The organism is Streptomyces sp. NPDC031474, assembly GCF_055581185.1.
Genome location: NZ_JBVIJX010000001.1, coordinates 344,093 through 365,758 on the forward strand (window position 1 = coordinate 344,093; position 21,666 = coordinate 365,758).

Here is a 21,666-nt window from a genome sequence, read left to right on the forward strand (position 1 = left end):
TTCTGCGTCGTGACCACCGTCCGCCTGCCGCTCTTCCCCCTGAACTCGGTGTTGTTCCCGGGACTCGTGCTCCCGCTCAACGTCTTCGAGGAGCGCTATCGCGCCATGATGCGCGACCTGTTGAAGACCCCCGAGGACGAATCGCGCCGGTTCGCCGTCGTCGCCATCCGCGACGGCCACGAGGTGGCGCCCAGCGGCCCGGGGCTGCCCGACCAGACCGCGCTGCCCGAGCGCGGCCCCGCGGCCGGCTTCGGGGACGACCCGGTCAAGGCGCTGCACGGCGTCGGCTGCGTGGCCGACGCGGCGACGATCCGCGAGCGGGCCGACGGCACGTTCGAGGTGCTGGCGACGGGCACGACCCGCGTGAAGCTGCTGTCGGTGGACGCCTCGGGCCCGTTCCTGACGGCCGAGCTCCAGGAGCTGCCGGAGGACCCGGGGGACGAGGCGGGCGCCCTCGCGGAAGGCGTGCTGCGGGCCTTCCGCCAGTACCAGAAGCGTCTGGCGGGCGCCCGCGAACGCTCCCTGGCCACGAGCGCGGACCTCCCCGACGACCCGTCGGTCGTGTCGTACCTGGTGGCGGCCGCGATGATGCTGGACACCCCGGCCAAGCAGCGCCTCCTCCAGGCCCCCGACACGGCCTCCCGGCTGCGGGACGAGCTGAAGCTGCTGCGCGCGGAGACGGCGATCATCCGCAGCCTGCCCTCGCTGCCCGCGTCGGACCTGACGCGAGGCCCGACGAGCCTCAACTGAAGACACCTCAAGGCAACCGAAGGCCCGAGCATGGCGAAGAAGCCGAAGAAGCAACAGCAGCCCGGAGGCACACCCGCGACGGTGGCCCTGACGGCGGCGGGCGTGGAGTTCACGGTCCACGCCTACGACCACGACCCGAGCCACCCGTCCTACGGCGAGGAAGCGGCCGAGGCGACGGGCGTCTCCCCCGACCGGGTCTTCAAGACCCTGGTCGCGGACATCGACGGCGCCCTCACGGTGGCGGTGGTCCCGGTGGCCGGCTCCCTGGACCTGAAGGCCCTGGCGGCGGCGGTCGGCGGCAAACGGGCGGCCATGGCCGACCCGACCCTGGCGGAACGCACCACGGGCTACGTCCGAGGCGGCATCTCCCCCCTGGGCCAGCGCAAGAGACTCCCCACGGTCCTGGACGACTCGGCCACGACCCACCCCACGATCTGCGTCTCGGCGGGCCGCAGGGGCTTGGAGGTGGAGCTGTCGGGAACGGACCTGGCCACACTGACGCAAGCGGTACTGGCCCCGATCGCCCGAGGATGAGTCCAGCCCGTCCGGCGTTTGAGGACGAGGCCGTTCAGGCCGAAAGGGGGGGTCTGCGGGCGCAGCCCCCAGGGATGGGAACGGGTAGGGGCGGCGGGGGCGAAATCCCGCCCTACGCCACAGGCGCCCGGTACCCGTCCTCAGGCGGAGCCCCCTGCGCCTGATACGGATCGGGATCCCGAGGCCCGAACAGCGCCGTGAGCCCCAGATGCACCAGCAACCCGGCCAACGACCACGCCAGCAACGCCCCCTTCGCCCCGAGCTTCACCGGCGCCGAGAACGTCACCCCCTTGCCCGCGGCCCGCGCATGCGCCAGCACATCGGAGTCGGGCCCGAGCCACACCCCCACCCGCCACGCCAGCAGCGACCCGAGCAACCCCCCGAGCGCCAGGGCGACGACGAGCGGCACTCCCCCGCGCCGCCGCCAGGCGAACACCGCCACCGCACTCACCGCACCGAACGCCAGAGCCAGCAGCGTGAACGTGCCGTCCACCCCGATCGCCTGCTCCCCCTCGGTGTCCTTGAAGTAGACGACCCAGTTGCCCTGCACCACGTCCCCCACGAGCGGCACCTTCGGCGCCAGCCACACCCACAGCAGCCCGAGCAGCGCCCCGGTGAGCGCGACCCCGACCGTGATCACGGCGGCTTCCCGCAGTTCGGTCTTCATCCCGGGCCCGTCCTGTCCGTACGACACCTCGTGGGGCGCGGCGGCCATCCGCGCGTACCCTCCGGGCGACGGCGGCCACGCCTCGTGCGGAGACGGCCGGCGCGGGGACGGCTCATGCGAGGACGGTTCGTCCGGGGACGGCTCGTGCGGCGGCGGAGGCGGAGTCAGCGGTGCGGTCACCCTGCCATCGTGCCAGGCCCGCCTGTGCGGCGCGTCACCGGACGGCTGCCCGACGGTACGCCCAGGTGGCGACGGCGAGCGACACGACGCCCACGCCCGCGCACACGGCGAGGTCGCCGAGGACGAACGCCCAGTCGGGATCCGCCCCGAACGTCCGTGCGAAGGCCTCGACGCCGTACGTCGACGGCAGCAGGTCGCGGGCGAGGCGCACCGCCTCCGGCATCCGGTCCGGCGGCAGCACGCCCAGCAGCAGCGCGGCCGACATGCCGAGCTGCCCCAGCACGGTGGCCAGCTCCGGCCGCGGCGCGAGCAGCCCGAAGGCCGCCCCGAGCCCGGACAGTGCGGCGCCCGCCAGCGGGATCACGGCCGCGAGCACCCACAGATGCGTCAGCGGCAGCCCGAACAGCACGCACCCGAACACGGCCGTCACCAGCGTTCCCGGCACGGTGAACGAGGCGTACGCCCCGGCCGCGCCCAGCACCACGGCCGCCGGCGGCACCGGGAGAGTCGCGTAGTGATCCAGCCCGCCGCTCGCCCGCAGCTGTCCGAAGTACTGCGCGAGCAGGTTCAGCGCGACGAAGGCGACGACCAGCACGGCCGACCCCGCGACGACGGCCTCCGCCTCGCGCCCGCCGTCCACCACGCCCCGCATCATGATCAGGATGCCGACCGACTGGAAGGTCGCCACGAACAGCAGCGGAATGCGCGCCACCCGCGCCCGGGACAGCTGCGCCCGGTACACGGCCACGAGCGACGGCCACAGCCGCGCGCGCGGCGCCAGCTCGGCGACGGCACGGCGGGCCGGCTCCGTGACGGCCCCGGCACTCCCCGGCAGAACCTCGGCGGGTACGACACTCACGTGACGTTGCTCCTCTTCCCTACGGTTCTCATACCGTCCCATACGGAGACGACCGCCCTCACGCTCACGGCTCTCGCGCTCACCGTCCTCGCGCTCATGCCCGCACCAGTCCCTGCCGTGCCGCCCCGCCCAGCGCCAGGTAGACGTCCTCCAGGCTCGGGGTGGCCAGGGTGAAGTCGTCGAGCGCGGCGAAGGCGGCCCCGCCGGTGACGGTGGCGACGATCGCACGGGCCTCGTCGGGAGCGAGCCGCAGCGTCCAGCGGCGTCCGGACTCCACGGCCCGCTCGCGCAGCGCGGCGACCTCGGGCACGTCCAGCGGCGCCCGCTCACGCCACACCAGCTCGACCCGCACCTCGCCGGCGACCTGCTCCTTGAGCCCGGAGGGGGTGTCACAGGCGATGACCCGGCCCTGGTCGAGGACGGCGACCCGGTCGAGGACGGTCTCCGCCTCGATGACGTTGTGGGTGACGAGCAGCACGGTCGCCCCGCGTTCGGCCCGCCGCCGGTCCACGGCGGCCCACACGGCCCGGCGCGCGACCGGGTCCATCCCGGTGGTCGGCTCGTCCAGCACCAGCAGGGGTCGCTCCCCCACCAGCACGGCCGCGAAGCAGGCCAGCCGCCGCTGCCCGCCGGACAGCTTGCGCAGCGGCCGGCCGGCGATCGGCGTGAGGCCCAGCTCGTCGAGGACGGCGTCCCGCTCCCGGCGGGCGGCGCGCACGTCGAGGCCGCGCAGCCGTCCGGTGGTCTCGGCGGCGAGGGAGACGGTGAGTTCGTCGAGGGCGGTGGACTCCTGCCCGAGGTAGGCGAGGATCCGCGCGGCCCGCTCGGGGTGGCGCACGATGTCGTGACCGAGGATCTCCACGCTGCCCGTGTCCGGCCGCATGAGCCCGGTCAACTGCCGGACGAGGGTGGACTTGCCGGCCCCGTTCGGCCCGAGCAGCCCGAAGATCTCACCGCGCCGGATGTCCAGCCGTACGTCGTCGGTGGCCCGGACCTCGGGGGTCGCGGGGGTGCCGCGCCTGCCCCGGACCGCCGGATACGTCTTGGTCAGCCCGCGCACGGCACACACGACCTCGTCCCTGGGCCGAGTCACCGGTGCCGCGCGCGTACTCACAAGGCACGAGACTACGGGGTCGGAGACCTCCGGCCGCCGTCGGGGGCGTCCCGAGTGCCCGGTTCAGTCCCCCGCCGGGGCGTGCTCGGCCGCCGTCCGTACGTCGATCTCGCGCCAGAAGCCCGCCCGGATGGCGTACCGGTCGTGTTCGTCGATCTGGTCGTCCTTGTGGGCGAGCAGTCCGAAGCGGGCCGCGTACCGCAGCAGCTCGCCGTCGACACGGTGCGGGATCCGCGGGTACATGCCCGACAGCTTCTGCAGATGGCCCTGGTCGCCGAGGCGTTCCATCCACCGGCGCGCGAAGACCTGCCCCACCTCGTAGGGGTCCCCGCCGACGGTGGTGATGTCCTCCTCGCGGTCGGCCCACCGCTGCTCCGCGGTGGTGAGCTGCGCGAGCGTCGGCATCGAGGCGACCTCGGAGGGCTCGGCGACGACGCCGGGGCGGTCGACCCAGCCCTTGTCGGAGGACCAGCGCAGGGTCGCGGTGGTGGGGTGCTGGGCGGCCCGCTCGCCGGGTGCGCGCAGCGCCGCCAGGTCCTTGGGGGTCGGCACGCCCTTGGGGGCGGGGACGCGCTCCTGCGTGCCGTTCTGGGAGGCGCCGGACCCGGAAGGGTGCTCGGCCTCCTCGGCGGTCCGCTCGGCGGCGGGGGCGAGGCCGGAGTCGGGCAGCGGCGCGGAGAGGATCGCGGCGATCTCGGGCCGGGTCGCGGGCGGTGGGGCGCAGATCCCGCCGGTCTCCTTGGCGCGGACGGCCTTGGTGATCCACGTACGGTCCAGGACGCGCCGTTCGTCGGCCTCGGCGACGAGGTCCTCGGACTGGTTGTAGTCGCCGTCGGCGGCCTGGACGGCCCACAGGTGGACGGCGACGCCGTGCTCCTTGGCGGCCATCATGCCGGGCAGCAGGTCGCCGTCGCCGGTGACGAGGACGACGTCGGAGCAGGCGCGGTTGCGGGCCAGTTCGGTCAGCTCGGCGTGCATGGCCGCGTCGACGCCCTTCTGGGCCCAGCGGCCGTCGCTGCGGGTCAGCGCGCCCAGCCGGACCGTCACCCTGGGCATCACGCGCAGCCTGCGGTGCTCGGGCTGGGGGACGCGGTCCGGGGCGCCGTCGAACCAGTAGATGCGCAGCAGTGGCCGCTCGGTCTCGGACTCGGCCTGTTCGCGCAGGCCCTGGACGAGGGCGGCGTGATCCACGGTGATCCGGGACCGCGAGGGCTCTCCGGCAAGGAGACTGGCGGCGGCCCCCAGCAGATACCCGGCGTCCACCAGGACGATGCAGCGGTCCACACGACTCACCCTCTTTACGGGAGGTTTGCTTTGGGCTTCCTTCGAGTCTGCCCGACCTGACGGGGGTTAACGGCCCGAACTCGATCTTCGGCGTGGCGTTTCAGGCACTTGCGCTCCGACAACCCCTGTTACAGACGGTAATTATCCGAAATGCGTCGTAAGTCAGCCTATGTGAATCTGGTCCCGTCTCTGGCCCTCAGATCCCCCCAGGAGGCAGATCACCATGGCCAAGAACAAGAAGCAGGATCGTAAACAGCCGCAGTCCGAGCGTGGTCAGCAGCAGGCCCAGCAGTCCTCGATGCAGGACCAGGCCGAGCAGCGCATCTCGCAGGTGACGCCTGCCGATGTCGCCCGCAAGGGCCGGCAGAAGCGCTTCGGCCACAACTGACGTCCGCAGGGCGGGCTGTTGCAGCCCGGGCACACCGAGGGGCGCATCCGAATCCGGATGCGCCCCTCGCGCTTGAGTCGCGTCAGCCGGCCAGGCAGGACGGGCCGAGCAGCACCTTGAGATCGCCGAACAGCGCGGGGTCGGGCTTGACCCGGTGCCGGTCCAGGCGCAGGACGGTCGTCTTCGTCGGGCCCTGGAGCTTGATCCGGACCTCGCTGTCGCCCTTGTGGTGGGTGAGGATCTCACCGAGGCGGTTGATCATCGGCGGGGTGACCCGGGTCGCCGGGATGGTGAGGATGACGGGCGCGTTGGTGCCCGCGTTCGACAGGTCCGGCACCTGGAGCTCCATGGCGACGAGCCGCGGCACGTCCTCCCGCTTGTCGAGGCGGCCCTTGACGAAGACGACGGCGTCCTCGACGAGTTGGGTCGACACGAGCTGGTAGGTCGCCGGGAAGAACATGCACTCGATGGAGCCGGCGAGGTCCTCGACGGTGGCGATCGCCCAGGCGTTGCCCTGCTTGGTCATCTTGCGCTGGAGACCGGAGATGATGCCGCCGATGGTCACCACCGCGCCGTCCGCGTGCTCACCTCCGGTGAGCTGGGCGATGCCCGCGTCGGCCTTGTCGGACAGCACATGCTCCAGGCCGAACAGCGGGTGGTCGGAGACGTACAGACCGAGCATCTCCCGCTCCTGGGCGAGCAGATACGTCTTCTCCCACTCGTCCGTGGTGAACTCGACGTCGAGTCCGAAGCCGGGCTCGGTCGTCTCCTCCTCGCCCATGCCGCCGAAGAGGTCGAACTGCCCCTCGGCCTCCTTGCGCTTGACCGCCACCACGTTGTCGATCATCGGCTCGAACTGCGCGGTGAGGCCCTTGCGGGTGTGCCCGAGGGTGTCGAACGCGCCCGCCTTGATCAGCGACTCCGTGGTGCGCTTGTTGCAGGCGACCGCCTCGACCTTGTCGAGGTAGTCGGGGAAGGAGGCGTACTTCCCCTTGGCCTTGCGGCTCCTGATGATCGACTCCACCACGTTGGTGCCGACGTTGCGGACGGCTTCGAGGCCGAAGAGGATCACGTCGTCGCCCTGGGCGGCGAAGTTGTGCACCGACTCGTTGACGTTCGGCGGGAGCACCTTGATGCCCATGCGCCGGCACTCGTTGAGATAGACGGCCGACTTGTCCTTGTCGTCCTTCACCGACGTGAGCAGTCCGGCCATGTACTCGGCGGGGTGGTTCGCCTTCAGATAGGCGGTCCAGTACGAGACCAGGCCGTACGCGGCGGAGTGCGCCTTGTTGAAGGCGTAGCCGGCGAACGGGACCAGCACGTCCCACAGGGCCTGGATGGCCTCGTCGCTGTAGCCGTTCTTCTTGGCGCCCGCCTGGAAGATGGTGAAGTTCTTCGCCAGCTCGTCGGGCTTCTTCTTGCCCATCACGCGGCGCAGGATGTCGGCCTCGCCGAGCGAGTACCCGGCGATGATCTGGGCGGCCTTCTGCACCTGCTCCTGGTAGACGATCAGGCCGTAGGTGACGGCCAGGACCTCTTCCAGGGGCTCCTCCAGCTCCTTGTGGATCGGGGTGATCTCCTGGAGCTTGTTCTTGCGGAGCGCGTAGTTGGTGTGCGAGTCCATGCCCATCGGGCCCGGACGGTAGAGCGCGGAGACGGCGGAGATGTCCTCGAAGTTGTCGGGCTTCATCAGGCGCAGCAGCGAGCGCATGGGTCCGCCGTCGAACTGGAAGACGCCGAGGGTCTCGCCGCGCTGGAGCAGTTCGAAGGTCTTCGGATCGTCGAGCGGCAGGGCCAGCAGGTCCAGGTCGATGCCCTTGTTGGACTTCACCATCTTGACGGCGTCGTCCATGATCGTCAGGTTGCGCAGGCCGAGGAAGTCCATCTTCAGCAGGCCGAGCGACTCGCACTGCGGGTAGTCCCACTGTGTGATGGTCACGCCGTCCGTGTGCCGCACCCAGATCGGGGCGTGGTCGACGATGGGCTCACTGGACATGATCACGCCGGCGGCGTGCACGCCCATCTGCCGGACCAGGCCCTCGACGCCCTTGGCGGTGTCGATGACCTTCTTGACGTCCGGCTCGTTCTCGTACATCGCGCGGATCTCGCCCGCCTCGCTGTAGCGGGGGTGCGAGGGGTCCGTGATGCCGTTGAGGTCGATGCCCTTGCCGAGGACGTCGGCGGGCATGGCCTTGGTGAGCCGGTCGCCCATGGCGTACGGGTAGCCCAGCACGCGCGCGGAGTCCTTGATCGCGTTCTTGGCCTTGATCTTGCCGTAGGTGCCGATCATGGCGACCTTGTCGGCGCCGTACTTCTCGGTGACGTACCGGATCACCTCGACGCGCCGGCGCTCGTCGAAGTCGATGTCGACATCGGGCATGGAGACGCGCTCGGGGTTGAGGAACCGCTCGAAGATCAGACCGTGCGGGATGGGGTCGAGGTCGGTGATGCCCATGGCGTAGGCGACGATCGAACCGGCCGCGGAGCCTCGGCCGGGGCCGACCGCGATGCCGTTCTTCTTGGCCCACATGATGAAGTCGGCGACGACGAGGAAGTAGCCCGGGAACCCCATCTGGATGATGACGTCCATCTCGTACTCGACCTGCTTCTGCCGGTCCTCGGGGACACCGCCGGGGAAGCGGCGGTCCATGCCCCGGCGGACTTCCTCCTTGAACCAGCTGACTTCGGTGAAGCCCTCGGGGATGTCGAACTTCGGCATGAGGTTCTTCGCCTCGAACATGCCGGTGGTGTCGATCTGCTCGGCGACCAGGAGGGTGTTGGCGCAGCCCTCCTGCCAGGCGTCCGAGGAGTCGATGGCGTACATCTCGTCCGTGGACTTCAGGTAGTAGCCGGTGCCGTCGAACTTGAAACGGTCGGGGTCGGAGAGGTTCTTGCCGGTCTGGATGCACAGCAGCGCGTCGTGCGCGGTCGCCTCGTGCGCGTACGTGTAGTGCGAGTCGTTCGTCACCAGCGGCGGGATGCCGAGCTTCTTGCCGATGTCGAGGAGGCCGTCGCGGACCCGGCGCTCGATCTCGATGCCGTGGTCCATCAGCTCCAGGAAGTAGCGGTCCTTGCCGAAGATGTCCTGGTAGTCGGAGGCCGCCTTCAGCGCCTCGTCGTACTGGCCGAGGCGCAGCCGGGTCTGGAGCTCGCCGGAGGGGCAGCCGGTGGAGGCGATGAGCCCCTCGGACCACTGGGCGATGGTCTCCTTGTCCATCCGGGGCCACTTCTGCAGCCAGCCCTCGGCGTACGCGTCCGAGGAGAGCTTGAAGAGGTTGTGCAGGCCCGTCGCGTTCGCCGCCCAGATCGTCTTGTGGGTGTAGCCGCCGGAACCGGAGACGTCGTCGCGCTTCTGGTGCGGCTGACCCCACTGGATCTTGCGCTTGTTGCGCCGCGACTCGGGGGCGACATACGCCTCGATCCCGATGATCGGGGTGACTCCGGCCTTCTTCGCGGAATGGAAGAAGTCGTACGCCCCGTGCAGGTTGCCGTGGTCGGACATGGCGATATGGGTCATGCCCATGTCGTTGCACGCGTTGAACATGTCCTTCAGCCGCGCGGCACCGTCCAGCAGCGAGTACTGGGTGTGGACGTGCAGGTGCGTGAACGGCGGCTTTGACACGGCGTGGCCTCCATGGAAAACACTCGGGACAGGCTGGCGGACAGTCTGGGGGACAGCGTCGAAGTCTATGCCTCGGCACTGACATGTGTGATGGACTCTGTGGCGCGAAGCGCCTCGACGAGGGCGGCGGCCGGGTGACGGGCGGGCCGCTTCCCCGCGTACCTTCACAGCGGGTCGCGGGCACTTTCGTCCGGCCCCGCCCGTTCGAGACGACAGAAACGCTGTCGTACATGTCATGCACCAGGAGGCACCCAGCGATGTCGGTTCCGCAGCCAGGCGACGAGCACCGCGGCGAGGAGATCCTCGCCGTCTTCGACACCGCGTTCGGCGAGCTCCTGGCCGCCGACCCGGCCGCGTTCCGCGTGAAGTTCCGGAAGATGGCGGCCTCGGCGTTCGCGTTCTACCGGGGCACGGCGGGCCTCTTCTACCACGACCTCGACGCAGAGAAGCGGGGCGGCCCGTTCCTGGACGAGCGCACCTCGCGCGTGTGGATCCACGGCGACCTGCACGCGGAGAACTTCGGCACGTACATGGACGCCAACGGCCGGCTGATCTTCAACGTCAACGACTTCGACGAGGCGTACGTCGGCCCCTTCACCTGGGACCTCAAGCGCCTGTCCGCCTCCCTCGCCCTCATCGGCTACGCCAAGGCGCTCGGCGACGAGCAGATCAGCGAGCTGGTGGAGGTGTACGCGGGCGCGTACCGCGAGCGCATCCACGCCCTGGCCACCGGCGCCAAGAGCGACGAGGTGCCGCCGTTCACCCTGGACACCGCCCAGGGCCCGCTGCTGGACGCGCTGCGCGACGCCCGCTCCCTGACCCGCTTCGGGCTGCTGGACTCCATGACGGAGATCCGTGACTTCGAGCGCCGTTTCGCGCCGGGCGGCGGCTCCATCGAGCTGGACGCGGCGACCCGCTACAAGGTTCTCGCGGCCTTCGACGGCTATCTGGAGACGCTGCCGGAGACGTCGCTGGCCCGCCCGGACTCCTACCGGGTGAAGGACGTCGTCGGCCGCCGCGGCATCGGCATCGGCTCGGCCGGTCTGCCGTCGTACAACATCCTTCTGGAGGGCCACAGCGACGCCCTGGAGAACGACGTCGTGATCTACATCAAGCAGGCCCAGACCCCGGCCGTCTCCCGGCACATCACCGACCCTGCGATCCGCGGCTACTTCCAGCACGAGGGACACCGCACGGTGATCTCCCAGCGCGCCCTGCAGGCGCACGCGGACCCCTGGCTGGGCTGGACCGAGCTGGACGGCGCGGGGCAGCTGGTCGCCGAGGTGTCGCCGTACGCCGTCGACCTGGACTGGGGCGACATCGACGACCCGGAGGAGATCGCGGGCGTCGTCGCCGACCTGGGCCGCGCCACGGCCACGATGCACGCGGCCGCGGACGACACCTCCGGCGAGTCCCTGGTGCCGTTCTCCACGGAGCGGGCCATCGACGCGGCGATCGCGGCCGACGAGGAGGGCTTCGCGCCCCTGCTGGTCGACTTCGCGCACGCCTACGGCTCACGCGCGCGCGCCGACCACCAGATCTTCGTCGACCTGTTCCGCAACGGCCGGATTCCCGGCCTCTGACAACAGCTCTCTCACAGTCCGCCTTCTCACAGGCACCCTTTAGGGGTCTCTTACCGGAGCGCGTGACACACTTCCTCCGCTATGGACATATCCGGGACCCGCCTCAGAGCCGTACGCGCGGCGCTGTTCACGGCACTCGTCGTGACGCTCAGCACCGCGTCGCACGTGCTGCTGTCGCGGGCTCCCCTGCCGCTCAACACGGTGGCCGCCGTCACGGCCGCCGTGTTCGTGCTCGCGTACGCCCTCGCGGGCCGCGAGTGCGGCTTCGGGCGGATCGCCGCCCTGCTGATCCCGCTGGAGCTGGCGGCCGACACCGTCTTCACCACCGGCCAGCACGTCTGCTACGGCCGGGCCGGCGGCCCGGTCGCCGGCCCGCTGGCCTCGGTCGGCTGGAACGTGCTGTGCGGCAACGGCACGTCCGTCGGCAGCCCGCTGGCCCAGGTCACCGGCACCGACACCGACAAGCTCGGCGGTCTTCTCGCGCACGCCGATCCGGCCACCGCCTGGCTGCTGCTCGCCGCGCACGTCACCGTCGGCCTGATCGCGGCCGCCTGGCTGCGCCGGGGCGAGCGCGCGCTGGCGCAGCTGCTGCGGGCGGCGACCGCGACCACCTTCCGCCCGCTGCTGCTGGCCGTGGCCGCGGTGACCGTACGACGCGCCCCGGCGGCCCGCCGCCTGCCGCGGCCCACGCGCCGTGCGACCACCGTCCGCGAGCGGATCCTCGTGCACTCCCTGGGACGGCGTGGACCGCCGTGCTCGGCCGCCGCGCTCTGACCGGACCGTCCGTCCGACCAGGGCCGCACACCTGAGCACCTGAGCTCCCCCACCCACAGTCCCCACACACTTCCGCGCACCCCCTGTGCGCGTCCCCTTTGGAGAACACCATGAGCAAGCGGAACAGCGCGGCGGCGAAGACGGCGGCCCGCGAGCGGCTGCGCATCGAGCGCGAGCGCGAGGCCAAGCGCGCCAAGGTCAGGCGGCAGATCATCGTCGCCTGCTCGGCCGTCGGCGTCCTGGCCGTGGCCGGCGGCATAGGCTACGCCGTCGTCCAGGCCAACAAGCCCAGCTACTGGGACGAGGCGAAGGACGCCAAGGTGGTCGCCCCCGCCAACACGACGGGCGCGGACGGCACCACCGTGGTCATCGGCAAGAGCACCGCGAAGAAGACCCTCAAGATCTACGAGGACCCGCGCTGCCCCGTGTGCGCGCAGTTCGAGCAGACCGTCGGCTCGACGGTGAAGAAGGACATCGACGACGGCAAGTTCAAGTTCCAGTACGTCGGCGCCACGTTCATCGACAACAAGGACAACGGCGAGGGCTCCAAGAACGCGCTGAGCGCCCTGGGCGCCGCGCTGAACGTCAGCCCCGAGGCGTTCCTCGAGTACAAGACGGCGCTGTACTCGGCGAAGTGGCACCCGGACGAGTCGAGCGACGAGTTCAAGGACGACGCCTACCTCATCAAGGTCGCGAACACCGTCACCGCGCTGAAGAACAACACCAAGTTCCAGGACGCGGTCAAGAAGGGCACCTACGACGCCTGGGCGATGGCCATGTCGAAGACCTTCGACACCAACAAGGAGGGCGTGAGCGGCACGCCGGGCTTCGTCATGGACGGCAAGCAGCTCAACAAGGGCACCCCGCTGCTGACGGTGGCCGACTTCGACAAGGTGGTGGGCGAGGCCCTCAAGGGCTGACGCCGACGGGGAACCCGGCCGCCGCGTGAAGAGCGGGCGAACTTTCCGAGTTCGCCCGCTCCCGGCACATACCGATCAGTAACCTGATCGGTCGTGACCAGTCGATACAGATCACCCGAGGCGCCCCAGGGCCCCAACTCCCTTTCGCCCCGCCGCCGTACGGTCGTCAAGGCCGCGGCGGCGACCGCTGTTCTGGCCGGCCCGCTCGCCGCCGCACTCCCGGCCCGCGCCGCCGCGGACACTCCGGCCTTCCTGCACGGCCTCGCCTCCGGCGACCCGCTGCCCGACGGCGTGCTGCTGTGGACCCGCGTGACGCCCACCGCCGAGGCGATACCCGGCTCCGGGCTCGGCCCCGACACCGAGGTGAGCTGGGTCGTCGCCAAGGACAAGGCGCTGACGAACATCGTGGCCAAGGGCTCCACCACCGCCTCGGCCGCGACCGACCACACCGTCAAGGCCGACATCCGGGGCCTCGCGCCCGCGACCGACTACTACTTCCGCTTCTCGGCCGGCGGCGCCGACTCCCCGGTGGCGCGCACCCGCACCGCGCCGGCGGCGGACGCGGCCGTCGCCTCCCTGCGCTTCGGCGTGGTCTCCTGCGCCAACTGGGAGGCCGGCTACTTCTCCTCGTACCGTCACCTCGCGGCCCGCGGCGACCTGGACGCCTGGCTGCACCTCGGCGACTACATCTACGAGTACGGCACCGGCCAGTACGGCGCCCGCGGCGCCGTCGTCCGGCAGACGGCGCCCACGCACGAGATCCTCACGCTCGCCGACTACCGCACCCGGCACGGCAAGTACAAGACGGACCCGGACCTCCAGACCCTGCACGCCAAGGCGCCGGTCGTCGCGATCTGGGACGACCACGAGTTCGCCAACGACTCCTGGTCGGGCGGCGCGGAGAACCACACCGAGGGCGCCGAGGGCGCCTGGCCGGCCCGTCAGGCGGCCGCCAAGCAGGCCTACTTCGAGTGGATGCCGGTCCGCCCGGCCCTCGCCGGCACCACCTACCGGCGGCTGCGTTTCGGCAAGCTCGCCGACCTGTCCCTGCTGGACCTGCGTTCGTTCCGCTCGCAGCAGGTCAAGGTCGGCGACGGCACCGTCGACGACCCGGACCGCACGATCACCGGCCGCGCCCAGCTCGACTGGCTGAAGGCCGGGTTGAAGGCGTCCGACACCACCTGGCGACTGGTCGGCAACTCGGTGATGATCTCGCCGTTCGCCATCGGCTCGCTCTCCGCCGACCTGCTCAAGCCGCTCGCCAAGCTGCTCGGACTGCCGCAGGAGGGCCTCGCCCTCAACACCGACCAGTGGGACGGCTACACCGACGACCGCCGCGAACTCCTCGCCCATCTGCGCTCGAACGCCATCGGCAACACCGTCTTCCTGACCGGCGACATCCACATGGCGTGGGCCAACGACGTGCCGGTGGACGCGGGCACCTACCCCCTGTCGGCGTCGGCCGCCACGGAGTTCGTGGTCACCTCGGTGACCTCCGACAACCTCGACGACATCGTCAAGGTCCCCGAGGGCACCCTCACCGCGCTGGCCTCGCCGATCATCCGGGCCGCCAACCGGCACGTCCACTTCGTGGACACCGACCGGCACGGCTACGGCGTCCTGGACATCACCGCCGAGCGCGCGCAGATGGACTACTACGTCCTGTCCGACCGCACGAAAGCCGACGCGACCTCGGCCTGGGCCCGTTCGTACCGCACACGCACCGGCACACAGAAGGTCGAGCGCACCTACGACCCGGTGTAGAAAACAATTCGGGGCGGGATCGGGAAGATCTTGGTAGCGTCGCGCACGTTGTCGGATCGTCACACTGGCGACCCGTCAGTTCCACCAGGATTGGAGTCACATGGCCACCCCCCAAAGTGTCCTGACGAAGACCGCGGTGCTCGGCGCCGCCCTGGCCCTCGCCGGCCTCACCGCCACCTCCGCCCAGGCGCAGGAAGCCTCGGCGGCGGCCCCGGCGTTCGTCAACCTGACCACGGCCGAGAGCTCGCCCATATATTCGGAGCCCTCCTCGTCGTCGACGAGGTACCGCACGGAGCCGCGGGGCACGACCCTGCGGATCCAGTGCTCGACCACCAAGACCCCGTCGGGGAACCTGTGGTACCGGATCTACGACTCCCAGCCGACGGCCTGGGTGTGGTCCGGCCACTTCCCGTCGCAGGTGCACCGGCCCAAGGAGTGCTTCCCGGGCTAGGGTTTTCGACGTTCCGCTACAGCGAGTCGAGGAAGCCGAGCGCCACCCGCCAGGTGGCCTCGGCGGCCTCCTCGTCGTAGTCGGGCAGGTCGGGGTCGGTGTACAGATGCCCGGCGCCCGCGTACCGGTAGATCTCCACATCGGCGCCGGCTCGGCCCATCTGCAGATACCAGGCGCTCAGCCAGTCGTCCGTCTCGAACTGATCGGGCTCCGCGACATGCAGCTGCACCGGCAGGTCGTCCACCGAGACGTTCGGCGCGAGGTCCGAGGTGCCGTGCAGGAGCAGCAGGCCCCGTGCCTTGTCGTCGCCGAGGGCGAGGGTCTGCGCGATCGACGCGCCCAGCGAGAACCCCGCGTACACGAGCCCGCGCTCCGAATAGGGCGCGGCGGCCAGGACGGCTCTCTTCAACAGCTCGTCCTTGCCGATCTCCTCGTTGTGGGCCATGCCCTCCTCGACCGTGTCGAACGTGCGCCCCTCGAAGAGGTCCGGCGTCCACACCTCGTGCCCGGCGGCACGCAGCCGGTCCGCCGCCGCACGCACCGCGGGCCGAAGGCCATAGGTCGAGTGAAAGAGCATGATGTTCATGCGCCCATGGTGCCAGCCTGCACTGACAACGCCGTGCGTGCGCCTCTTCACAGAAGTCGCATGTTCAAGGTCCCGCCCGTCCGGTTACGTTCGAAGGCATGGAGAACCTGCTCCGCCCCGTGATCGTGGTCGGCGGTTCGGTCGTGCTGACAGTCCTCATCGGCTGGGCCACCGACCGTCTGCTGTCCAAGGCCGACCTGCGCCACCCCGAGACCCCGATGTGGGGTCTGCTGCGCCGTGGCCGCATCCCGTACCAGCTCGTGCTGTGCGCGGCGATGCTGAGAGGCTCCTACGACGCCGCGCAGATGCTGGAGGGCCATCGGACCGGCATCGGCCAGGCCCTCACGCTGGTGCTGATCGGCTCGGCGGCGTGGCTGGTGATCCGGATCGCGGCGGCGATCGTGGAGACGTCGTACTCGCGCTATGCGCGCATGCACCGCGATCCCGCACGGGTGCGGCGGGTGCGGACCCAGGTGTCGCTGATCATGCGGGTGGTGGCGGCCGTCGTCGGCGTGGTGGCCGTGGCCGCGATGCTGCTGACGTTCCCCGCCATGCGCGCCGCGGGCGCCTCGCTGCTGGCCTCGGCCGGCATCCTCGGCATCGTCGCCGGTGTGGCCGCCCAGTCGACGCTGAGCAACATGTTCGCCGGGCTGCAGATCGCCTTCGGCGACATGGTGCGCATCGGCGACACCGTGGTGGTGGACGGCGAGTGGGGCACGGTGGAGGAGATCACCCTGACCTTTCTGACCGTCCGCACCTGGGACGAGCGCCGGATCACCATGCCGGTGTCGTACTTCACCTCGAAGCCGTTCGAGAACTGGTCGCGCGGCACCCCGCAGATGACCGGCATCGTCTACTTCCACGTCGACCACACGGCGCCGATCGACGCGATGCGCGAGAAGCTGCGCGACATCCTGCGCGAGTGTCCCGCCTGGGACGGCCGCGCCTGCGGCCTGGACGTCACCGACACCACTCCGAACACCATGCAGGTGCGGGCCCTGGTCACGGCGAAGGACGCGGACGACATCTGGACGGTGCGGGTCACGGTCCGCGAGCAGATGGTCCGCTGGCTGGCCCGGGAGCACCCGTACGCGCTCCCCAGGGTCAACACGGCCGACGCGACGCCGCCGCCGGGCGGACGCCTCCCGGCCCAGTCCTCCTCGCGGGACGGTGCCGCCTCTCCGGACGGGGCCGTCCGCCGCGGGTGAGGCGGGCCGTTCCGTCGCCGCACCGGGCGCCGCCGTCGACCGGTTGCGCGGATCCGGGCTCGGGGCTCGCGAACCACGGACCGGGGACGGTCACCGGTCACCGGTCACCGGTCACCGGTCACCGGTCACCGGTCACCGCAGGCTGCGGACGTCCAAATGCCGCAGCACCCGGTCCACGATCTCCGGATCCGCGCCCGGCTCGCTGCGCGCCGCCACCACCTCGTGCCGCGCCGCGCTCAGCATCTCCCCCTGGATCCGCCGCACCCGCTTCAGCCGCCGCACCCGGTGCTCGTGCGCTTCCCGCCGCTCGTCCTCCCCGACGTCCGGGCTGATCCGCAGCCCGATGTCGAAGGCCCGCCGCAGCATCTGCTCGGACAGCTCCTCCGGCAGCTCCTCCTCGGCCTCGATCTCCCGCAGCCGCTGCTTCGCCGCCTTCGCGGCCCGCACCGCGAGCTCCTTCTCGAACTCCTTCTCGTGGTCGGCGTCCGACTGCACGTCCAGCCGCTTGACCAGCCACGGCAGGGTCAGCCCTTGCAGGATCAGCGTCGCCATGATCACGCCGAACGCGATGAAGACGATCTCGTCCCGGTCGGGGAAGGCGCCGCCGTCGTCGGTCTTCAGCGGCACGGCCAGCGCCAGCGCCACCGACGCCACCCCGCGCATCCCGGACCACCACATGACGACGGTCTCCCGCCAGCTCATCGGAATGTCCTCGTCGTGGTCCCGCCGGGCGTGCAGCCGCTTCGTCAGCCAGGTGGCCGGCATCAGCCACAGCAGCCGTACGACGACGACCACGGCCACGATCACCCCCGCCCAGCCCAGCATCTCCCCCCAGCGCCCGGACGCCGTGCGGATCGCGTTGTGCAGCTCCAGGCCGATCAGGCCGAACGCGACTCCCGTGACGAGGGTGTCGATGATGTCCCAGAACGTGTGACCGGCCAGCCGGGTCAGCACGTCGTCGGGGTCGGTGGCGTACTCCGCGAGGAACATCGCGGTGGTCAGCACGGCCAGCACCCCGGACCCGTGGAACTCCTCCGCCAGCACGTACGAGGCGTACGGCACCAGCAGCGTCAGCCCGATCTGCAGGGTCGTGTCGCCGAGCACGTCCAGCAGCCTGTTCGCGCCCCAGCCGAGCGCGACGCCCACCGCCACCGCCACCACGGCGGACAGCACCAGGTCGAGCCCGGCCCGCCACGGTGAGAACGTCCCGCTCACGGCCGCGGCGATCGCGACGTGGTACAGCACGATGGCCGTCACGTCGTTGAACAGCCCCTCGCCCTCCAGGATGGACACCAGCCGGCGGGGCAGCCCGAGCTGTCCGGCCACGGCGGTGGCGGCGACGGGGTCGGGCGGCGCGACCAGCGCCCCGAGCGCGACGGCCGCGGCGACCGGCAGCCCCGGCACGATCGCGTGGGCCACGGCCGCCACGCACACCGTCGTGACGAACACCAGCGCCACGGCGAGCAGGATGATCGGCCGCACGTTCGCCGCGAACTGCCGCCAGGAGGTCCGCCGTACCGCCGCGTACAGCAGGGGCGGCAGCAGAAGGGGCAGGATGAGGTCCGGCGGGATGTTCACGTTGGGCACGAAGTCGAGCACCGCGAGAACGATCCCGAGCAACGTCATCAGCACCGGCGCGGGCAGCCCCAGCCGGTCGCCGACCGGGACGCTCACCACGGCCCCGAGCAACAGGATGAACAACAGGGCCAACTGATCCACGGTCAGGCTCCGGGGTCTAGACGATCAAGAGCATCCAGACCTCAAGCGTCGCACGGCCACCGGGGGCTACAGCGAACGCCGCATTGACCTGTGCGCGATCCCCGCCTCCAGGTCCTCCGGCCCGTACGCCACGTACCCCAGCCGCTCGTAGAAGCCCAGTGCGTGCGTCTGCGCGTGCAGGTCCACGGCCATGAGCCCACGCGCGCGTGCCGCTTCCTCGACGGCCCGCACCAGCGCCACCCCCACGCCCAGCCCGCGCGCCTCGCGCGTCACGGCGAGCCGCCCCAGCGAGCCCACCGACGGATCGCCGCCGGTCCTGGCCGCGGCCGCCTCGCCGTACAGCAGCCGCCCGGTCCCGAGCGGCAGGCCGTCCTCCCGCACCGCCAGCACGTGCACGGCGCCGGCGTCATGCGCGTCGTACTCCAGGTCCTCCGGCACGCCCTGCTCGCCGACGAAGACCTCCTTGCGCACCGCGAAACACGCCTCGCGGTCGGCGAGGTCCTCGGCGACGCGCACCGTGTACGCGCGCGGGGTGCTCATCCGTAGGTCTCCTCGCGAACCTGGTCCAGCGCCTTCTGCAGATCCTCGGGGTAGTCGCTGGCGAACTCCGCCCACTCCCCGTCCCCGGGGTGCTCGAAGCCCAGTCGGACGGCGTGCAGCCACTGCCGGGTCAGACCCAGCCGCTTGCCGAGCGTCGGGTCGGCGCCGTATGTGAGGTCACCGACGCAGGGGTGGCGGTGGGCGGCCATGTGGACGCGGATCTGGTGGGTACGGCCCGTCTCCAGCTTCACGTCCAGCAGGGAGGCCGCGCGGAACGCCTCGATCAGGTCGTAGTGCGTGACGGAGGGCTTGCCCTCGGCCGTGACCGCCCACTTGTAGTCGTGCTGGGGGTGCCGGCCGATGGGCGCGTCGATCGTGCCGCTCGTCGGGTCCGGGTGGCCCTGGACGAGCGTGTGGTAGCGCTTGTCGACCGTGCGCTCCTTGAACTGGCGCTTCAGTGACGTGTACGCCCGCTCCGACTTGGCGACCACCATCAGACCGGACGTGCCGACGTCGAGGCGGTGCACGATGCCCTGGCGCTCGGCGGCGCCGGAGGTGGAGATACGGTAGCCGGCCGCGGCGAGCCCGCCGATGACGGTCGGCCCGCTCCAGCCCGGCGACGGGTGCGCGGCCACGCCGACCGGCTTGACGATCACGACCACGTCCTCGTCGTCGTGCACGATCTCCATGCCCTCGACCGGCTCGGCCACGATCTGCACGGGCGCGGGGGCCTGCGGCATCTCGACCTCCAGCCAGGCCCCGCCGCTCACCCGCTCGGACTTCCCGACCACCGAGCCGTCGACCGAGACCTTCCCCGCCGCGGCGAGCTCAGCGGCCTTGGTGCGGGAGAAGCCGAACATGCGGGAGATGGCGGCGTCGACGCGCTCGCCCTCCAGGCCGTCCGGCACGGGCAGGGTACGGATCTCGGGAATCGTGCTCACCCGTCGAGTATGCCGGACGGGTCGGACACCCCCGAACGCACGCTCAGTCCTTGTGGACGGTGCCGTCCGGGTCCAGCCCCTTGAAGGACAGCAGAACGATCAGGATGCCGCCGCACACGATCGCCGAGTCGGCGAGGTTGAAGACCGCGAAGTGCTTCGGTGCGATGAAGTCCACGACCGCGCCCTCGAAGACGCCCGGCGCACGGAAGATCCGGTCGGTGAGGTTGCCCAGCGCGCCGCCCAGCAGCAGGCCCAGCGCGATCGCCCAGGGCAGACTGTAGAGCTTGCGGGCGAGCCGGGCGATCACCACGATCACGGCCGCGGCGATCACCGTGAAGATGATGGTGAAGGCCTCGCCCATGCCGAAGGCCGCGCCCGCGTTGCGGATGGCCTCGAACTTCAGCCAGTCCCCGACGATCTCGATCGGCGCGTGGTGCTCCAGCTTGGCGACCACGATCATCTTGCTGACCAGGTCGAGTACGTACGCGAACGTGGCCACGGCGAAGAGCACGGCGATCCGGCGCTTGCCCCTGGGCCGTGCCCCGGTGCTCTCCTGCTCGCCCGGGCCGGACGACTGCTCCGGCTCGGACCCCGCCTCTGGGGTGTCCGGCGTACCGATGACGCGCTCCGCCTCTGCCACGTGAGTCCCTCAACCTTAGGTACCTGACTGAGGACGAGGGTACGGCACGCCCCCCGACAGCCAGGAGATCAGTACCGGCGCTCTTGCTTCTGCTTGCACTCGACGCACAGCGTGGCCCGCGGGAAGGCCTGCATCCGGGCCTTGCCGATGGGTTTGCCGCAGTTCTCGCACAGGCCGTAGGTACCGGCGTCCAGCCGTTCCAGGGCGTGCTCGGTCTGGATCAGCATCTCGCGCGCGTTGGCGGCCAGCGCCAGTTCGTGCTCGCGGGTGATGTTCTTCGTCCCGGTGTCCGCCTGGTCGTCGCCGGCGCCGTCCCCCGAGTCCCTCATCAGCCCCGCCAGGGCCGTCTCGGACGAGGCGAGCTCCGCCCGCAGCCGCGCCTGCTCGGACTCGAGGTCCGCGCGGGCCTCCTCGACCTCCTGAGGCGTCCACGGCTCCTCGCCGGGGCGCACCGCGAGCTCGCCCGGCTCCACCGCGGCGAGGCGTGCCTTGGGGACGGCGGTCTTCGCCGCCGTGGCCGTACCCGGAGTCTTCTTCGCAACCACTGTCGTGGCTCCCGTCTGCTCCGCGGCCGAGGCCGCGCCCACCTTCTTGGCCGTGCTCTTCCTGCCCGCGCTCGTCGCGGCCACGCCCTTGGCGCCACCGATCTTCTTGGCGGCCGTCTTCTCGGCGGCCGTTTTGTCGGCGGTGGCCTTCTTCGCGGCCGGCTTCTTCGCAGTCGCCTTCTTCGCGGACGTCCTCTGCGCGGACGTCTTGTCGGCGGCCGCCTTCTTCGCGTCCGCCTTCCCGACCGGCCTCGCCTTCCCGACGGGTTCCGCCGCCTTCTCCACAGGTCTTCGGTCCGCCGCCTTCTTGGCCACCGCCTTCTTGGCCACCGCCTTCTTCGCGGTCGTCCTCTCGGGTGCCGCCTTCTTCGTCCCCGTCACGGCGGACGACCGCACCGTCTTCACGGCCTTGGCGTCCTTGGCGCCCTTGGCATCCTTGGCCGCGCCGCCGGAGGCACCCCTGGACCTGCCGGACGCCGACTGCTGTACGGCGGTCTTCTTCGCCACCATGGCCGCGGCCCCTTCACATATTGTGATCTTGCACGCGAATCGTGCTGGGACGATAAATCGACTTGGAGCCCGCGGCAACGGGGCACA

20 protein-coding genes are annotated in these 21,666 nt (G+C 70.9%); 9 read left to right on the plus strand and 11 right to left on the minus strand.

Annotation, left to right across the window (positions count from 1 at the left end):
* Positions 1–9: 9 nt before the first annotated feature.
* Together ACZ5SK_RS01630 and ybaK are read left to right on the plus strand one after the other, a co-directional pair.
* Positions 10–750 (plus strand): LON peptidase substrate-binding domain-containing protein, encoded by a 741-nt coding sequence (locus ACZ5SK_RS01630; protein ID WP_468155763.1) that lies wholly within the window; start codon positions 10–12, stop codon positions 748–750.
* Positions 751–780: 30 nt separating this feature from the next.
* A complete protein-coding gene (gene ybaK, locus ACZ5SK_RS01635) occupies positions 781–1,284 on the plus strand; it encodes a Cys-tRNA(Pro) deacylase (RefSeq protein ID WP_468575084.1) in 504 nt (167 codons plus the stop codon).
* Between the two features lie 112 nt (positions 1,285–1,396).
* On the opposite strand, the gene ACZ5SK_RS01640 is transcribed toward ybaK, so the two are convergent.
* The 4 genes from ACZ5SK_RS01640 to ACZ5SK_RS01655 all read right to left on the minus strand — a co-directional run bounded on the left by ACZ5SK_RS01640 (position 1,397) and on the right by ACZ5SK_RS01655 (position 5,388).
* A complete protein-coding gene (locus tag ACZ5SK_RS01640; RefSeq protein WP_443041301.1) occupies positions 1,397–2,131 on the minus strand; it encodes a DUF2567 domain-containing protein in 735 nt (244 codons plus the stop codon).
* Between the two features lie 34 nt (positions 2,132–2,165).
* Positions 2,166–2,990, minus strand: coding sequence for an ABC transporter permease (locus ACZ5SK_RS01645; RefSeq protein ID WP_334580923.1), 825 nt, complete (start codon positions 2,988–2,990; stop codon positions 2,166–2,168).
* Positions 2,991–3,084: 94 nt separating this feature from the next.
* Positions 3,085–4,059, minus strand: coding sequence for an ABC transporter ATP-binding protein (locus ACZ5SK_RS01650; RefSeq protein ID WP_319671268.1), 975 nt, complete (start codon positions 4,057–4,059; stop codon positions 3,085–3,087).
* Positions 4,060–4,167: 108 nt separating this feature from the next.
* Positions 4,168–5,388: an NYN domain-containing protein gene (locus ACZ5SK_RS01655; protein ID WP_334580922.1), complete on the minus strand. Its 1,221-nt coding sequence runs from the start codon at positions 5,386–5,388 to the stop codon at positions 4,168–4,170.
* Positions 5,389–5,611: 223 nt separating this feature from the next.
* Here ACZ5SK_RS01655 and ACZ5SK_RS01660 point away from each other — a divergent pair, with 223 nt between their 5' ends.
* Complete coding sequence (locus ACZ5SK_RS01660; RefSeq protein WP_099937555.1) at positions 5,612–5,776, plus strand: hypothetical protein; 165 nt, start codon at positions 5,612–5,614, stop codon at positions 5,774–5,776.
* A gap of 82 nt (positions 5,777–5,858) precedes the next feature.
* Here ACZ5SK_RS01660 and dnaE read toward each other — a convergent pair whose 3' ends face one another.
* Positions 5,859–9,398: a DNA polymerase III subunit alpha gene (dnaE, locus tag ACZ5SK_RS01665; RefSeq protein ID WP_361700097.1), complete on the minus strand. Its 3,540-nt coding sequence runs from the start codon at positions 9,396–9,398 to the stop codon at positions 5,859–5,861.
* A 257-nt stretch (positions 9,399–9,655) separates the two neighbouring features.
* Here dnaE and ACZ5SK_RS01670 point away from each other — a divergent pair, with 257 nt between their 5' ends.
* The 5 genes from ACZ5SK_RS01670 (at position 9,656) to ACZ5SK_RS01690 (ending at position 14,890) form a co-directional block, all read left to right on the plus strand.
* Positions 9,656–10,981 (plus strand): DUF2252 domain-containing protein, encoded by a 1,326-nt coding sequence (locus ACZ5SK_RS01670; RefSeq protein WP_334580919.1) that lies wholly within the window; start codon positions 9,656–9,658, stop codon positions 10,979–10,981.
* An 81-nt stretch (positions 10,982–11,062) separates the two neighbouring features.
* Complete coding sequence (locus ACZ5SK_RS01675) at positions 11,063–11,755, plus strand: hypothetical protein (RefSeq protein ID WP_334580918.1); 693 nt, start codon at positions 11,063–11,065, stop codon at positions 11,753–11,755.
* 110 nt (positions 11,756–11,865) lie between these two features.
* On the plus strand, positions 11,866–12,675 hold the full coding sequence (locus ACZ5SK_RS01680) for a thioredoxin domain-containing protein (protein WP_334580916.1): 810 nt from the start codon (positions 11,866–11,868) through the stop codon (positions 12,673–12,675).
* Positions 12,676–12,768: 93 nt separating this feature from the next.
* Positions 12,769–14,439 (plus strand): alkaline phosphatase D family protein, encoded by a 1,671-nt coding sequence (locus tag ACZ5SK_RS01685; RefSeq protein ID WP_334580914.1) that lies wholly within the window; start codon positions 12,769–12,771, stop codon positions 14,437–14,439.
* A gap of 100 nt (positions 14,440–14,539) precedes the next feature.
* Complete coding sequence (locus ACZ5SK_RS01690) at positions 14,540–14,890, plus strand: SH3 domain-containing protein (protein ID WP_334580913.1); 351 nt, start codon at positions 14,540–14,542, stop codon at positions 14,888–14,890.
* Between the two features lie 16 nt (positions 14,891–14,906).
* Here ACZ5SK_RS01690 and ACZ5SK_RS01695 read toward each other — a convergent pair whose 3' ends face one another.
* A complete protein-coding gene (locus tag ACZ5SK_RS01695) occupies positions 14,907–15,476 on the minus strand; it encodes a dienelactone hydrolase family protein (protein WP_079662930.1) in 570 nt (189 codons plus the stop codon).
* A gap of 98 nt (positions 15,477–15,574) precedes the next feature.
* Between ACZ5SK_RS01695 and ACZ5SK_RS01700 the strand changes: the two genes are divergently transcribed.
* Positions 15,575–16,684 carry a mechanosensitive ion channel family protein gene (locus tag ACZ5SK_RS01700; RefSeq protein ID WP_334580911.1) on the plus strand — a complete coding sequence of 370 codons (1,110 nt, stop codon included), beginning with the start codon at positions 15,575–15,577 and terminating at the stop codon, positions 16,682–16,684.
* 132 nt (positions 16,685–16,816) lie between these two features.
* Here the strand turns inward: ACZ5SK_RS01700 and ACZ5SK_RS01705 are convergent, their stop codons facing one another.
* The 5 genes from ACZ5SK_RS01705 to ACZ5SK_RS01725 form a co-directional block, all read right to left on the minus strand.
* Complete coding sequence (locus ACZ5SK_RS01705) at positions 16,817–18,403, minus strand: Na+/H+ antiporter (protein WP_334580910.1); 1,587 nt, start codon at positions 18,401–18,403, stop codon at positions 16,817–16,819.
* Between the two features lie 66 nt (positions 18,404–18,469).
* Positions 18,470–18,943, minus strand: coding sequence for a GNAT family N-acetyltransferase (locus ACZ5SK_RS01710; RefSeq protein WP_334580909.1), 474 nt, complete (start codon positions 18,941–18,943; stop codon positions 18,470–18,472).
* Positions 18,940–19,884 (minus strand): RluA family pseudouridine synthase, encoded by a 945-nt coding sequence (locus ACZ5SK_RS01715; protein ID WP_334580907.1) that lies wholly within the window; start codon positions 19,882–19,884, stop codon positions 18,940–18,942. The genes ACZ5SK_RS01710 and ACZ5SK_RS01715 overlap by 4 nt, the downstream gene beginning before the upstream one ends.
* A gap of 43 nt (positions 19,885–19,927) precedes the next feature.
* Complete coding sequence (gene lspA / locus ACZ5SK_RS01720; protein WP_334580905.1) at positions 19,928–20,524, minus strand: signal peptidase II; 597 nt, start codon at positions 20,522–20,524, stop codon at positions 19,928–19,930.
* A 68-nt stretch (positions 20,525–20,592) separates the two neighbouring features.
* Positions 20,593–21,579 carry a TraR/DksA family transcriptional regulator gene (locus ACZ5SK_RS01725; RefSeq protein ID WP_468415211.1) on the minus strand — a complete coding sequence of 329 codons (987 nt, stop codon included), beginning with the start codon at positions 21,577–21,579 and terminating at the stop codon, positions 20,593–20,595.
* Positions 21,580–21,666 lie beyond the last annotated feature (87 nt).

Bases quoted from the DNA above. Each gene is read 5' to 3' on its own strand.
- ACZ5SK_RS01680 (WP_334580916.1), top strand. From the start codon at position 11,866: ATGAGCAAGCGGAACAGCGCGGCGGCGAAGACGGCGGCCCGCGAGCGG.
- ACZ5SK_RS01670 (WP_334580919.1), top strand. From the start codon at position 9,656: ATGTCGGTTCCGCAGCCAGGCGACGAGCACCGCGGCGAGGAGATCCTC.
- ACZ5SK_RS01695 (WP_079662930.1), bottom strand. From the start codon at position 15,476: ATGAACATCATGCTCTTTCACTCGACCTATGGCCTTCGGCCCGCGGTG.
- ACZ5SK_RS01690 (WP_334580913.1), top strand. From the start codon at position 14,540: ATGGCCACCCCCCAAAGTGTCCTGACGAAGACCGCGGTGCTCGGCGCC.
- ybaK (WP_468575084.1), top strand. From the start codon at position 781: ATGGCGAAGAAGCCGAAGAAGCAACAGCAGCCCGGAGGCACACCCGCG.
- ACZ5SK_RS01710 (WP_334580909.1), bottom strand. From the start codon at position 18,943: ATGAGCACCCCGCGCGCGTACACGGTGCGCGTCGCCGAGGACCTCGCC.
- ACZ5SK_RS01675 (WP_334580918.1), top strand. From the start codon at position 11,063: ATGGACATATCCGGGACCCGCCTCAGAGCCGTACGCGCGGCGCTGTTC.
- ACZ5SK_RS01700 (WP_334580911.1), top strand. From the start codon at position 15,575: ATGGAGAACCTGCTCCGCCCCGTGATCGTGGTCGGCGGTTCGGTCGTG.
- ACZ5SK_RS01725 (WP_468415211.1), bottom strand. From the start codon at position 21,579: ATGGTGGCGAAGAAGACCGCCGTACAGCAGTCGGCGTCCGGCAGGTCC.
- ACZ5SK_RS01660 (WP_099937555.1), top strand. From the start codon at position 5,612: ATGGCCAAGAACAAGAAGCAGGATCGTAAACAGCCGCAGTCCGAGCGT.